General features: G+C 41.1%; 14 protein-coding genes. All 14 read left to right on the top strand.

Annotation, left to right across the window (positions count from 1 at the left end; genetic code table 11):
• The first annotated feature begins 96 nt into the window (after positions 1 to 96).
• On the top strand, positions 97 to 675 hold the full coding sequence (locus tag BLW16_RS06270) for an RNA polymerase sigma factor (RefSeq protein ID WP_245735148.1): 579 nt from the start codon (positions 97 to 99) through the stop codon (positions 673 to 675).
• Positions 662 to 2,050: a hypothetical protein gene (locus tag BLW16_RS06265; RefSeq protein WP_090555730.1), complete on the top strand. Its 1,389-nt coding sequence runs from the start codon at positions 662 to 664 to the stop codon at positions 2,048 to 2,050. Before BLW16_RS06270 ends, BLW16_RS06265 begins: the two co-directional genes overlap by 14 nt.
• A 329-nt stretch (positions 2,051 to 2,379) precedes the next feature.
• Positions 2,380 to 2,721 carry a helix-turn-helix domain-containing protein gene (locus BLW16_RS06260; RefSeq protein ID WP_245735147.1) on the top strand — a complete coding sequence of 114 codons (342 nt, stop codon included), beginning with the start codon at positions 2,380 to 2,382 and terminating at the stop codon, positions 2,719 to 2,721.
• 181 nt (positions 2,722 to 2,902) lie between these two features.
• Entirely contained in the window at positions 2,903 to 3,514 is a 612-nt protein-coding gene (locus tag BLW16_RS06255; RefSeq protein WP_090555729.1) for a TetR/AcrR family transcriptional regulator, read from the top strand.
• A gap of 273 nt (positions 3,515 to 3,787) precedes the next feature.
• On the top strand, positions 3,788 to 4,993 hold the full coding sequence (spt, locus tag BLW16_RS06250) for a serine palmitoyltransferase (protein WP_090555728.1): 1,206 nt from the start codon (positions 3,788 to 3,790) through the stop codon (positions 4,991 to 4,993).
• Between the two features lie 46 nt (positions 4,994 to 5,039).
• Positions 5,040 to 5,348, top strand: coding sequence for a hypothetical protein (locus BLW16_RS06245; RefSeq protein WP_139298266.1), 309 nt, complete (start codon positions 5,040 to 5,042; stop codon positions 5,346 to 5,348).
• Between the two features lie 2 nt (positions 5,349 to 5,350).
• On the top strand, positions 5,351 to 5,803 hold the full coding sequence (locus BLW16_RS06240; protein WP_090555726.1) for a phosphatidylglycerophosphatase A family protein: 453 nt from the start codon (positions 5,351 to 5,353) through the stop codon (positions 5,801 to 5,803).
• Between the two features lies 1 nt (position 5,804).
• Positions 5,805 to 6,176, top strand: a complete 372-nt coding sequence (locus BLW16_RS06235) for a GtrA family protein (protein WP_090555725.1) — start codon at positions 5,805 to 5,807, stop codon at positions 6,174 to 6,176.
• Between the two features lie 11 nt (positions 6,177 to 6,187).
• Positions 6,188 to 8,770: a DUF5686 and carboxypeptidase-like regulatory domain-containing protein gene (locus BLW16_RS06230; RefSeq protein ID WP_245735146.1), complete on the top strand. Its 2,583-nt coding sequence runs from the start codon at positions 6,188 to 6,190 to the stop codon at positions 8,768 to 8,770.
• A 23-nt stretch (positions 8,771 to 8,793) separates the two neighbouring features.
• Positions 8,794 to 10,128 (top strand): DUF4833 domain-containing protein, encoded by a 1,335-nt coding sequence (locus BLW16_RS06225; protein WP_090555724.1) that lies wholly within the window; start codon positions 8,794 to 8,796, stop codon positions 10,126 to 10,128.
• Positions 10,129 to 10,135: 7 nt separating this feature from the next.
• Positions 10,136 to 10,756 (top strand): sterol desaturase family protein, encoded by a 621-nt coding sequence (locus BLW16_RS06220; protein ID WP_090555723.1) that lies wholly within the window; start codon positions 10,136 to 10,138, stop codon positions 10,754 to 10,756.
• Positions 10,757 to 11,695 carry a phosphatase PAP2 family protein gene (locus tag BLW16_RS06215; protein ID WP_090555722.1) on the top strand — a complete coding sequence of 313 codons (939 nt, stop codon included), beginning with the start codon at positions 10,757 to 10,759 and terminating at the stop codon, positions 11,693 to 11,695.
• Positions 11,696 to 11,723: 28 nt separating this feature from the next.
• The gene (gene xseA, locus BLW16_RS06210) at positions 11,724 to 13,106 is read left to right on the top strand and encodes an exodeoxyribonuclease VII large subunit (protein ID WP_245735145.1); all 1,383 of its coding nucleotides are present in this window, start codon (positions 11,724 to 11,726) and stop codon (positions 13,104 to 13,106) included.
• A complete protein-coding gene (xseB, locus tag BLW16_RS06205) occupies positions 13,084 to 13,290 on the top strand; it encodes an exodeoxyribonuclease VII small subunit (RefSeq protein ID WP_090555720.1) in 207 nt (68 codons plus the stop codon). The genes xseA and xseB overlap by 23 nt, the downstream gene beginning before the upstream one ends.
• The last annotated feature ends 15 nt before the right edge of the window (positions 13,291 to 13,305 follow it).

The following is a 13,305-nucleotide window of genomic DNA, read 5'->3' as shown; positions in this document are numbered from 1 at the left end:
GCGTTATAGCAACGGGATACGTTTAACCGATAAATGCTGCGTTCAACGCAAGGTAAAAATTAGATATATTGACTGAAAAGGCAGGTTTAGCGTAGCGTGGATAAAAAAGATACAATGTTCCGGGAGATCATTGCGGGTCTGAGTGTGCGCGATGAGCGCATACAAGAACGTATCTATGTGCATTACTGGGGCTATCTGATGGGGATATCAACCCGTTATTTCAAAGACCGTAATATAGCGAGGGAAGTGGTGAATGATAGTTTTATGAAAGCGTTCAAAACAATGTACGATTTCAGGCATGGCGGTGATCTCCTGGAATTTCAGAAAACATTTAAATCGTGGCTTTCAACCATTACCGTGCGTACAGCACTGGATAAGATACGGGCAAATAAAACTGCGCTGACCTATGTTGATGAATATGATGAGGTAGAAACAGGCCATGTGGATGTGGAGCAAAAGTTATTTGTAGACGATATACTAAAGCTGCTGAATGAACTTCCCGACCTTCACCGGGCGGTTTTTAACCTGTATGAGATCGAAGGGTTCAGTCATGATGACATCGCCTCCATGCTAAATATACCAGTCAGCTCCAGCCGGACGTATCTCACCAGGGCAAAACAGAAATTAAGAGACCTCTATAAAAAAAGTATTAAAATTACAGATGGAACAATCTAATAAAGAATTGATAAAGGAGATAGCTGATCTTTTCGAAGATTATGAGGAATCCTATGTTCCGGGAGAATGGGAAGCTTTTCAGCAACATCAAAAGAAAAAGTACCCGTTTTTTTCTCAGTGGATTAAAGTTGCTGCTGTATTGTTCCTGATCGTTTCCGTAGTATTGTTCAATCTGAAGGACCTGAATGAAAAGAAAGCTGCTGGAACACCGGTAGCAAAAAACAAACCTGCTGTTTCCGTACCTCATGATCCCGTTAAGGTAAATGGAGCAATTGAAAAAGATAAAGCTGCAGCGCAGGTTAAACATACGACAGCAGGATCAGTAATTCCTGTTGAAACAGTAATTCCCGCAGGAACAGCAGGGCATTCAGGCAAAATATTAAATAAAGGAAGCTTGTATGCTCAAAGGGGAGCTGGGCAGGCGGCAGATAGAGTGCCGGCAGGCGCCGTTATGGCAGACAGGAACAAGGTTTCGGCACCTCCGGGAGAGCCGTCTGGGATTCAGATAAAAGATCATGCCCTTACACAGGCAAAAGATCAGGCTGTGACCCAGGTTAATGTTAATACTTCTCTACCGGCACAGCCGGTTCAGCAGAGCGCGAAAAAGGATACCGTAACTATTCCTGAGAAAAGGAAGATAAGTACAGCTGAATTTATGCTTGCGGAAACCAGAAAGGCCGGTACTAAGGAAGTGAAAAAGGAATCAGGTTCAAAATGGGACTTTGGTGTTCAGGTGATGCCCACTGCCACACGCACGAATGTGAATTTCGGTGGCGGGCTGGTAACAGCCTACCGGATTTCGAATAAATTTTCATTAAGTTCCGGAATTTCTCTCCTGCAGTTGGGTTCCGGCGAAAATACTCCGGGAGCTGCTTCCGGCGGGGGTGCTGCCCAGGCCAGTCCGAATGCCTCCGAAGCTAATTATTCATTTAGTTCTGCAGCAGCCTCAAGGCAGCTGCGGTCAGTTGATGCCACGCTGAAAGCGATAGACATACCTCTTGGACTCGTATACAAGATGAATAAACATTATTATACCAGCGCGGGGGTATCCTATTTTAATGTACTCAGCGAAAGAAGAAACAATACCTATTCACAGGTACAATCGGTCAGCAGAACTGCAACTGACCCCGCAACCGGGCAGAATATTGTCTTAAGAACTTTAGAGACCCAGGAGGTGGATGAGTCTGTTCCCGATCAGCCGTTAAAGGGCAATAGTTATCTCGGATTTTTTAACTTTTCTATCGGGCGCCGCCAGAATATCTTTAAACAATACAACATCCAGATCGAGCCTTTTATTAAAGTTCCTATCGGAAAACTTTCCGGTCAGGACCTTAATCTGATGAACAGCGGTGTGAAATTTCAGCTTTCTTTCTAAACCGCTGTATGATTTTTGTCTGCCGTTCCAGATAATAGAGCGGCTTGTTTCCAAATTTTTATTTCATCCCTGAAATTCTTTCTGAACAGCCAGAGCCGACGGCTCCAGAGGCTATTTCCTTCTTTTGGTAATGCTAAAATGTTTTATGTTTCCGGTATCCTGCAGTGAATATACCAGGCAAAATATTTTCTGCGGATAAAATTTGTGGTTGTTTAATGGTTATAGAAATAATCCCAATATTATTGCAATAAATTTCAATTTCTTTTTGTAATATTTATGTTAATTTATTGCTATTTTTATTTTCGAACAAACACCCAATTAAATATTTTATGATGAAAACACTTGGACAAAAATTTAAAATCCTCCGTCAGAAAAAAGGCCTTAACCAAATGGCCATGGCGGAGTTACTGGATATCTCCATTCCGGCTTATTCTAAACTCGAAACTGGCATCACGGATCCCAATTTCAGCAGGATACATCAGATTGCAAGTGTCCACGAAATAGACATCAGGCAGCTATTGAACACAGGTGAAGAGGAGAAAAGTGAACAGGAGGGAGAGATTGAACGGCTCAGATCCCGTGTTCTGGAACTGGAATCAAGCGTGATCCGTTTGCAGGGGAAATTAATCGATCTGTATGACAAAGATGACCGGCGAATGAAACAGGATTGAGTATAAAATGTTTCATTTTATGGTATTCCAGACTGATTTTTGGCTATAGCACCTATTCATATTAACTTAACATAGTATCATCTGAATGTCGCATTATATAGTTAGAAGTTGTTGAATTAAAAAATTATAATACTTTTGGACCATAATTGAATTTCGGTCTAATGATTTATTATGTTGGTGAATGGAAAAGGATGAGATTGTAATAGAGGAGATATTATCTGGAGCAAAGAAGTTATTTGGTAAACATGGTCTGAAAAAAACAACCATGGAGGAAATAGCTACAGCTGCTGGTAAAGGAAAGAGTACGCTTTATTATTATTTTCCAAGCAAAAATGAGATCTTCGAGGCTGTTGTTGAAGATGAAATGAAAAATGTAGTGAAGCGTATACGGGAAGCTGTGAACGCTTCACTGACTGCAAAAGAAAAATTGAAAGCTTTTTTGCAGGCACAGATTACGTCTATCATTGGTTTTCACAGTTTCAGGGAGGTTCTTTTTGATGACCTTCTGGCAAGTATGAGAATGCTCATCTGGATCAAGTCGAGATATGAACAGATTCAGATCGATATGATCAGGGAAATCCTTTTAGGCGGTTCGCAATCAGGAGAATTTAAAGAAATGTCAACGGACCGGATGAATAAAATGTCGTTTGTAATGGTAACTGCATTCAGAGGGCTTCACTTTCCTTTATCTGTGGAGTTGTCTGAGATACAAACGAACGAATATTTTGATGAGATGATAGATATGCTGATAGCTGGTATAGGAAATGATATTTTAAAGAAGAAAACCGAATAGAAAAATAATCCGTATCGAGAGTTATATTTACCAAAATATAATAATTAATACCGGTTAAAAAAACAAAAAAAAACGTTAATGTGATTATTTGACAATAATATTATAGACTAAAATACGGTTATGGTCTAAGAATAATTTACTTTTGTCTATCTTAAAATTAACATATTTTTAATATATTAGATCATGTTTCATTGCGGTATTTTTAGTATCAATTTGTATATGAATAAAATAAACTTATGAATCTATCTGAAGTAAACATTATACAATTCAGGCATGCGTAAAAAATTGGGCGATAGGATTGCTGCATTTCAAGATGCAAATGCAATTAAGGAAAAAGGATTATACCCGTATTTCAGATCGATAGAGTCAGCACAAGACACTGAGGTCATCATTGACGGTAAGAAAGTTTTAATGTTCGGGTCTAATTCTTATTTAGGATTAACCAATCACCCGAAGATTAAAGAAGCTTCCAAAGCAGCGATACAGAAATATGGAACGGGTTGCGCCGGATCAAGGTTTTTAAATGGAACACTGGATATTCATTTGGAACTGGAAAGAAAGTTAGCTGCATACGTAGGAAAAGAGGCAGCAGTACTGTTTAGTACAGGTTTCCAGGTTAACTTAGGTGTGATCTCCTGTTTACTGGACAGAAATGATTACCTCATTCTGGACGAATACGATCATGCTTCGATTATAGACGGAAGCCGTCTCTCGTTTTCGCGTTCCATCAAATACGCGCATAACGATATGGACGACCTGCGTAAGAAATTAAGCAGGCTTCCTGAAGATTCTGCCAAACTCATTGTTGCGGATGGCATCTTCAGCATGGAGGGTGACCTTGTTAAACTTCCTGAAATTGTACAGCTGGCAGAGGAATTTGGTGCCAACATTATGATGGATGATGCACACAGCCTTGGTGTGATCGGTTTTAATGGCGCAGGCGTGTCTTCTCACTTTAACCTTACAGACAAGGTAGATCTGATCATGGGTACATTCAGTAAATCCCTGGCATCGCTGGGCGGATTTATTGCTGCCAGTGAAGAAACTATCGAATTCATTAAACACAGAGCGAGATCGCTGATGTTTAGCGCAAGTATGCCACCGGCTTCTGTAGCCAGTGTAATTGCTGCCCTTGACATTATTGAGTCGGAGCCGGAACGTATTGATAAACTTTGGGATAATACAAACTATGCAAAAAAGCTACTTTTAGATGCCGGATTTGATATCGGACATACAGACAGTCCAATCATTCCGGTTTATATCAGAGATAATATAAAAACTTTCCTGATCACCAATATCCTGCACAGGAATGGAATTTTTGTTAATCCTGTTGTTTCACCTGCTGTACCATCAGATTCTTCGATGATCAGATTTTCACTAATGGCGACCCATACTTTTGCACAGATCGATGAAGCAGTAGAAAAAATGTACGCCGCTTTTAAGGAAGTACAACTAACTCCTGTAAAGGTTAGTATATGATACACATAGTTGCCGTTGATGGCACAATGGTGATTGAAACATTTATATGAAGAATAGCGCGTTGATAACCGGAGCAGGTGCTTTCGCCGGAGAGGCAGTAAGCCAGGGAAGTATTGTTCAACCCGCTTCTGGTACAACCAGAAAAAAAAATAAGAACAACATGGCTAATGCAGGATACATTCGGAATCTTGCATTAGCCATAATTTCTGCCCTCACAATTGAAGAACATTCGCTTGTGTATTCTGTAATCAATATCATTAGAGTTTTATTTTTAGATCTAACAAACAGGCAGAATGCCCTGTCTGATAGTTATAGTTATGCCCATTTACCCGAACTGAATAAATTAAAAGAATAGAAATGCTTTTTCATAAAATTACATCCACAAGCTTAGGCATTGGCTACATCGGCAAAGGTGCCGGCACTGCTGCTGCTGCGGTGACCTGCCTGGTTTGGTATGTTGCCCATCCTGATGGACATAATTTTATACCGGCATTGATCGCGACTGTCCTGATCACCATCCTGGGCATCTGGTCCGGAAATGTGGTGGAAGCTATATGGGGTAAAGACCATAACAGGGTAGTGATCGATGAGGTAGCGGGGATGTGCATCACGTTGTTATGGGTTCCCGTTACGCCACTGAACATTCTTCTGGGTTTAATATTATTTCGTTTTTTTGATATTTTAAAACCACTTTTTATCCGGAGGCTGGAAGATTTGCCGGGCGGATGGGGAGTGATGTTCGATGATATACTTGCAGGGGTGTATGCAAATATAGTACTGCAGGTTATTTTAAGATTTATTATTCACTGATATGGCGACTTTCGTAAAAGCTCAGGTCGCTTCATTATCGGCCTCAATTATTGACTTTCTTACCACATTAGTCTGTACGCAGGTATTTCATATCTGGTATGTAGCTGGCAGTGTGATAGGTACCACCGCTGGCGGCGCTGTCAATTTTATGATGGGCCGTAACTGGGTGTTCGGAACCAAGGAGAGAAATATCCGTATCCAGATCATTAAATATGTTTTAGTATGGACGGGAAATCTGTTACTGACCACCGCAGGGGTCTTTCTCGTTACACATTACCTGCATGTAAATTATATCCTTTCAAAAATTATTGTCTCCTGCACTGTTGGAACCGGTTATAACTTCCTCATGCAGAAGAAATTTGTATTTATTTAAATGAGAATGTCATGGCCCTGAACCACTTTAAAAAATTTATATTCATCTTTGCTTTCGTCATGCCATTCCTTGCATTTCACGTATCTGCACAAACACCAGTTCCGGCACCTGCCAGAACGGTAGTTACGGGGGTGGTATCAGATGCGTCAGATAAAGATCCTGTACCTTATGCTACTGTTCTTTTTAAAGGAACACAGATCATTACCAAAACTGATGCTGATGGTAAATTCGTTATATCTACCAGTGAATCGCATGATCAGTTACAGATCAGCTATGTTGGGTTTAAAACTGCTTATATAACCATTAAACCCGGAGAAACACAAACCGTGAATGTGAAGTTACAGTCTGAATCTGAAAACCTGAAGGAAGTAGCAATTACCTCCAATAAAAGACCTGCCTACAGAAATAAGAATAACCCGGCAGTAGAACTGATCAGGAAAGTAATTGAAAATAAGGCGAAAAACCAGAACAAGAATTACGATCATGTAGAATATCAGCAATATGAACAGCTGTTGTTCTCCCTGAGCAACCTGTCTGATAAATTCAAGAATAAACGCATTTTCAAGAATTACCAGTTCCTTTTTCAGAATCAGGATTCCACGAAAGTGGGCGGAAAGCTGATCCTGCCTATATTCCTCGAGGAGAAGGTCTCACAGAACTACCTTCAAAAATCCCCTGAAAAGAAGAAAACAATCTATACGGGCGACAAACACGTAAATTACGATGCGAAATTTATTGATACTAAAGGACTGAGCAAGTATTTTGAAAGGCTATATGCTGATATGAATATTTATGAAAGCAATATCTCCCTGGTGAGTAACCAGTTCCTGAGCCCTATTGCAGATGCGTCACCTACGTTTTATAAGTTTTTTATTACAGATACGATTAAGACACATGTTCCAAACCTGATCGAGCTTTCCTTTATCCCTAGAAATAATACAGACCTTTTATTTGAAGGTAAAATGTATATCACTATGGATGGAAATTACGCTGTTCAGGATGCTTACCTGACGGTGAACAAAAATATCAACCTGAATTTTGTAAGGGCTTTGGAGGCCAAACTCGATTTCGAGAAAAATCCTGATGGCAGGTACCATTTGTCTAAAACTAACCTGATTGTTGATTTCGGAATCAATAAGTCGAAGGGCGGAGGTTTTACAGGCCAGCGCACGGTAATCATTAAAGACTACCAGATCAACAAACCACAGCCTGCAAACGTATATGAAGGGCCTGCAACGAGTACGGTTCCCAATGCTGAAACTCAGCCTGACCAGTTCTGGGCCGGTCAGCGTACCGATACGACCCTGAAAACAAACCTGAACATTTACAAGAATATTGATACGCTGCAAACGATTCCTTCCTTTAAAAGGACAGCCGACCTGCTGACGTTATTCTTTGCCGGGTATAAAAACTTCGGACCGTTTGAAGTAGGTCCGGTAAATACATTTTACAGTTTTAATAATGTGGAAGGTTTGCGCCTGCGTCTGGGAGGACGTACCACACCGGAACTGAGTAAAAGATATTATTTCGAAACGTATGGTGCTTATGGTATTAAGGATGAGAAATGGAAGTATTTCCTCAGCGGTACTTATTCTTTAAATGATAAGTCTATTTATGCATTTCCCCAGAACTACATCAGGGGAAGTTTCCAGAGGGATACCAAAATTCCAGGACAGGATCTGCAGTTTGTACAGGAGGATAACTTCCTGCTGTCATTCAAACGCGGGCAGAACAACACCCTGTTGTATAATGATTTTTATAAGATCGATTATATGCATGAGTTTGAGAGCCATTTTTCCTATGAGCTGGTGGCACGTAAATGGACACAGCGCCCGGGAGGTTCTTTATACTTTAATAATTTTGAGAACAACATGGTAAATGCGGTTGATCACATTACCACTTCAGAGCTGAACCTGACCTTACGTTATGCACCAAATGAGAAGTTCTACCAGGGAAAAATATACAGGGTGCCCATCATTGATAAATTCCCGATCTTTACGCTGAAATATACCGCTGGTTTAAAAGGAGTGGTAGGCGGAGAGTATAACTATCAGAATATCATTGCGAGGGTCGATAAAAGATTCTATCTTTCACAGTTCGGTTATTCGGACGTGACGGTAGAAGGCGGAAATACTTTTGGGAAGGTTCCGTTCCCTTTACTGACCATTCACCGTGCCAATCAGACTTATTCATACCAGTTGGATTCATACAACTTAATGAACTTCCTGGAATTTGTGAGTGATCATTATGCGAGTGTGAACATTGACCACAGTTTCAATGGATTCTTCTTCAATAAAATACCATTGGTTAAAAAACTGAAATTAAGGGAAGCGATCTCTTTCAAAGCCCTTTTCGGCGGACTGAGGGAGGAGAATAACCCTAATAATGACCCTTCATTGCTGCAGTTTCCAAAAAATGATATGGGACAGGACAGGACGTTTGCCCTTGGCAGACAGCCTTATCTGGAGGGTAGTGTTGGAATTGCCAACATATTTAAAGTGTTACGTGTAGATGCGGTGAAACGTTTTAATTACCTTAACAATCCTGAGGTTTCTGAATACGGTATCAGGGCGAGAGTTAAATTTGATTTTTAAAGAAAAGTATAAAAAATACAGCTATGCAAGCAATACCATTTCGTGATCGTCTGCAACAAATGATCTATAAGGTGATTAATCCTTTTGTGAAGGGCCTCATTCGGATTGGTCTGACTCCAAATGCAGTAACCACTATCGGCCTGATCCTGAATATTGGCGTAGCTGTCATCTTTGTATTTGGCGCCGAAGAAAGCAACAGGGGAGATCTTTCTTTTGTGGGCTGGGGAGGTGCACTGGTACTTTTCGCAGGTTTGTTTGATATGCTTGACGGGCAGGTTGCACGTTTGGGAAATATGAGTTCCAAATTTGGTGCCCTGTATGATTCTGTACTGGACCGCTACAGTGAGCTGATCATGTTCCTCGGTATCTGTTATTACCTGGTTTCCCATCATTACTTTTTGAGTTCCCTTTTTGCGTTTATCGCTCTGATCGGTTCAATGATGGTCAGTTATACAAGAGCCAGGGCAGAAGGTTTGGGTATTCAAAGTAAAGGAGGCCTGATGCAGCGGCCCGAACGTGTAGTGACCATTGGTATCTGTGCACTGGCCTGCGGTATTACAGGACATTATATCGGTGGTGGATATAAAATCTACGTACCGGGTATCTCGTTCCATATTTTTGAAACGATGTCGATCTTTACGATCCCTATCACCATTATGGCATTCATGACCAATATCACGGCGATCAACAGGTTAAGGGATGCGAAGAAGGTGATGGACGCTGCCGAACAAAAAGAACGTGAAACTGCAACAAAAGTTGAAAAGAAAGACATGATGGAGAAAGCGGTGCCCGTGGTTGTTATCGGGCTGATTTTTATTTCAGCCTTGTTTAATTTTGGTGGTGTGAACACCGTTTTTTCACAGACGCAGGACCAGAGTAACCCCTCACCGCTGAAATTCCCTGTTCCAAAAGGAATTACAAACCAGTTGTTCTATTTACAGCGCGACCCGAATACGAATACGATCATTTGCGAACTGAATACAAATGACAAAGGGCAGGTTGTTCAGAATGATCCTGTACATGTATACTGGCTGCGTTTCGAAGAGAACAATGAAAAGAAGGAATTGGGATACATCCAGCGCAAATTTGCCTATGGTATAGAATCAAAAGTTCTTGCCAATGATCAGTATGAGCTCCGCTTTGTTTCCCATAAAAAACTGCCGATGTACCTGATAAAATCTGATGACGATAAAAAATATCATGTTTATGTGACAGTAAATAATAAGAAAATTCAAATAGAACGCATATTTTTGCGGATAGAAGGCGGTTCTTTCTGGCTACCTAATGTAAAATACGTTGAGATCAAAGGAATGAATGCTTCAAATAATACTTTGACCACTGAACGGATAAAAATTTAACTGTATCATGAAGAAAAATTTTATTTCGAACTCGTCTGAATCCATCAGGATTTTTAAAAATGACCTTTTTGAAAACCTTTCGAAGGTCCATTATTTAGTACCGCTGATCGTTTATATACCAGTAATCATTTTCCTGGGCTGGAAGTCTTTTACCGATACACAGCTGAACCTGCTTTATTTTATCGGCTGGGCGGCGCTGGGTTTGTTTGTATGGACGATCACAGAATATGTGCTGCACCGCTGGGTTTTTCACTTTTATCCGAAATCCAAATTCGGGCAGCGGATCCATTTTATTTTTCACGGTGTTCACCATGATTATCCAAATGATGCGAAACGGCTGGTATTGCCGCCTTCGGCAAGTATTCCAATGGCACTGGCGCTGTACTTCTTCTTTTTGTGGATACTGCCTTCAGGAACAATTTACGCCTTCTACACCGGCTTTCTGATTGGTTACCTGATGTACGATATGACACATTACGCATTGCACCATGCGAACTTCAAAAGTCCTTTCTGGAAAAAGCTGAAGCAACACCACATGTTACATCATTATTCTGATTCTACAAAAGGCTACGGGGTGAGCTCTGCCCTTTGGGACAAGATCCTGGGATCAGATTTTATAAAAAAATAAATGTCAGAACAGTTAGGGTCTAACAAACCGTTTTACACCATTAAAGACATCATTGTCATCACATTGATGTCTTTATTTTATATCTCTTTTTCTTACTTTTTAGTAGGATTTAATCCGAACCAGATCGTACTTGTGGTGATTTTTAACTCGCTGTATTATATTTCCGCCGCTACCAGGAAGTTTATGCTCGGATTTTCAATATTCACGCTCTACTGGATCCTGTTCGATTATATGAAGGCTTTTCCAAATTATACCCTGAGCAGCGTGCATATTGCAGATCTGTACCATATGGAAAAACACATCTTTGGTATTTTTTCCAATGGGAAAGTACTAACGCCGAATGAATATTGGAGGATCCATCATTCTGCCCCTCTGGATTTCATCGGCGGTATATTTTACCTGATGTGGATACCGGTTCCGCTGGCTTTTGCTGCTTATCTGTTTTTTATTCAAAAGGAGCTGTTCATCAGATTTTCACTTACTTTCGTTTTTGTGAACCTGCTCGGATTTATAGTTTATTATACCTATCCTGCTGCACCGCCCTGGTATGTTCAATACCATGGATTCACTTTCATCCCGCATACGCACTCCAATCCGGCAGGACTGATCAGGTTTGATCATTTGATGCATATTTCTATTTTCCAGCTGATTTACAGACAAGGTTCAAATGTTTTTGCTGCAATGCCTTCTTTGCATTCCTCCTATCCCATGATCGTATTATATTATGGCCTGAAGAATAAAATGGGTGCCATGAACCTGGTTTTTGGAGTTGTGATGTTAGGTATTTGGTTTACAGCTGTCTATGCCAGTCACCATTACGTGCTGGATGTGCTGGCGGGTATTACCTGTGCCATTGTTGGTATTACTTTGTTCAACTGGCTGCTGAAACATACCATATTGGGTGCTTTCGTGCAAAAAATGCACGCTGTTATCACCTAGAATTGTCTAAATTAGTGCTTTAATTGCATTGAGAAAATTGGCAGCCTTACCCTCCATCAGATTATCCGAACTGACCGCACAGATCCATGATACCATTAATGGTGTTTTTGGTTCCCGGACCTTCTGGGTAATTGCCGACATCACCAGCTATACCTATAAGCTCCAGAGTAATTTCCACTATTTTGAACTGGTGGAAAAAGATAAGTCCTCTGCAAAGATCCTCGCTAAAATAGGGGGCAGGGCATGGGGAAATGCATCTGTCAATATCTCAAATTTTGAAAAGGCTACTGGTCAGCAGTTTAAGAACGATATCAATGTTCTGGTGCAGGTAGCAGTACAATACAATCCTGCTTTCGGCCTTCAGCTTAACCTGCTGGATATTGATACCAGCTTCACGCTGGGCAGATTTGAACAGCAGCGTAAAGAGACACTGGAAAGGCTGCTGAGGGATAACCCTTCATTTATCAGGTTTGAAGACGGACAGTACCGTACCAGGAACAGTGACCTTCAGCTGAACCGCGTGGTGCAACGGATTGCAGTCATCTCTTCTGATACTTCTGCAGGTTATCATGATTTTAAGCACACACTGGAAAATAATACTTTCGGTTATCATTTCGAGATAGATGATTACTTTGCGCTGGTACAGGGGGAAGGGAATGCAAAACAGGTACTGGCAAAACTGATAGCCGTATTTGATTCCGGCCGTTCTTATGATGCGCTGGTGATCATCAGGGGCGGAGGGGCGCAACTGGACTTCCTGATCTTTGATAATTATGAGCTCAACCGGGCAATTGCCAAATTTCCGGTGCCTGTGATTACAGGAATCGGCCATCAGAAGAACGAAACCATTGCCGATCTCATGGCGCATACTTCTGCCAAAACACCTACTAAGGTAGCTGAACTGCTGATTGCCCATAACCGTGCTTTTGAGGAATCTCTTTTGTCATTGCAGCAGCAGATCGTGATCAGAACTTTTCAGATGATGAATTACCGTAAAGAGCAGCTGAACCGGCTGAATCAGGTTACCATTAATTCGTCGGGGAGTTTGCTTCATGAGAAACACCGGGATATCCTGAACCTGTCCGGTATGATCCTGACAAACCCCAGGATTATCCTTTCCAATAAAAGGAAAGACCTGGACAACCTGCTTTCGAACATGAAGTCATTTAACAGGATGTATTTCATCAACCAGGAGAGGTATATTTCACATTTTGAATCTGTAGTGCGGCTGATGAGCCCCCAGAATATATTGAACAAAGGCTTTGCCATTGTGAAGGTTAACGGTGTTATTGTTGGCGATGCTGCACAGATCAGTGCCGGAACGGAAATGACCGTCACACTTGCCAGAGTAGAAATAAACACCAAGGTATTATCTAAAACATCCCGGAATGGAAAAGAATTTGAATTATGAGGAAGCCTATGAAGAGCTTGCCCGGATCGCTGCTGAGATAGAGACGGAGGCTGTATCAGTAGATGTACTTGCGGAACGGGTAAAACGCGCGTCGGTACTGATCGCTTTTTGCCAGGCGAAATTAAGATCCACTGAAACGGAGGTCAACAAAATTATTAAGCAGATGGAAAACCAACCGTTATAACTATCTTCGTTTTAA

The organism is Pedobacter hartonius, assembly GCF_900107535.1.
GTDB classification, from domain to species: domain Bacteria; phylum Bacteroidota; class Bacteroidia; order Sphingobacteriales; family Sphingobacteriaceae; genus Pedobacter; species Pedobacter hartonius.
Note: the sequence above shows the minus strand (reverse complement) of the source record. Positions and strands in the feature narration are given on the sequence as shown.

Coding starts and splice junctions, on each gene's coding strand:
- BLW16_RS06245 (WP_139298266.1), top strand. CDS start 5,040: ATGAAGAATAGCGCGTTGATAACCGGAGCAGGTGCTTTCGCCGGAGAG.
- BLW16_RS06220 (WP_090555723.1), top strand. CDS start 10,136: ATGAAGAAAAATTTTATTTCGAACTCGTCTGAATCCATCAGGATTTTT.
- BLW16_RS06265 (WP_090555730.1), top strand. CDS start 662: ATGGAACAATCTAATAAAGAATTGATAAAGGAGATAGCTGATCTTTTC.
- xseB (WP_090555720.1), top strand. CDS start 13,084: ATGGAAAAGAATTTGAATTATGAGGAAGCCTATGAAGAGCTTGCCCGG.
- BLW16_RS06230 (WP_245735146.1), top strand. CDS start 6,188: ATGGCCCTGAACCACTTTAAAAAATTTATATTCATCTTTGCTTTCGTC.
- BLW16_RS06215 (WP_090555722.1), top strand. CDS start 10,757: ATGTCAGAACAGTTAGGGTCTAACAAACCGTTTTACACCATTAAAGAC.
- BLW16_RS06255 (WP_090555729.1), top strand. CDS start 2,903: ATGGAAAAGGATGAGATTGTAATAGAGGAGATATTATCTGGAGCAAAG.
- BLW16_RS06225 (WP_090555724.1), top strand. CDS start 8,794: ATGCAAGCAATACCATTTCGTGATCGTCTGCAACAAATGATCTATAAG.
- spt (WP_090555728.1), top strand. CDS start 3,788: ATGCGTAAAAAATTGGGCGATAGGATTGCTGCATTTCAAGATGCAAAT.
- BLW16_RS06240 (WP_090555726.1), top strand. CDS start 5,351: ATGCTTTTTCATAAAATTACATCCACAAGCTTAGGCATTGGCTACATC.
- BLW16_RS06260 (WP_245735147.1), top strand. CDS start 2,380: ATGATGAAAACACTTGGACAAAAATTTAAAATCCTCCGTCAGAAAAAA.
- BLW16_RS06235 (WP_090555725.1), top strand. CDS start 5,805: ATGGCGACTTTCGTAAAAGCTCAGGTCGCTTCATTATCGGCCTCAATT.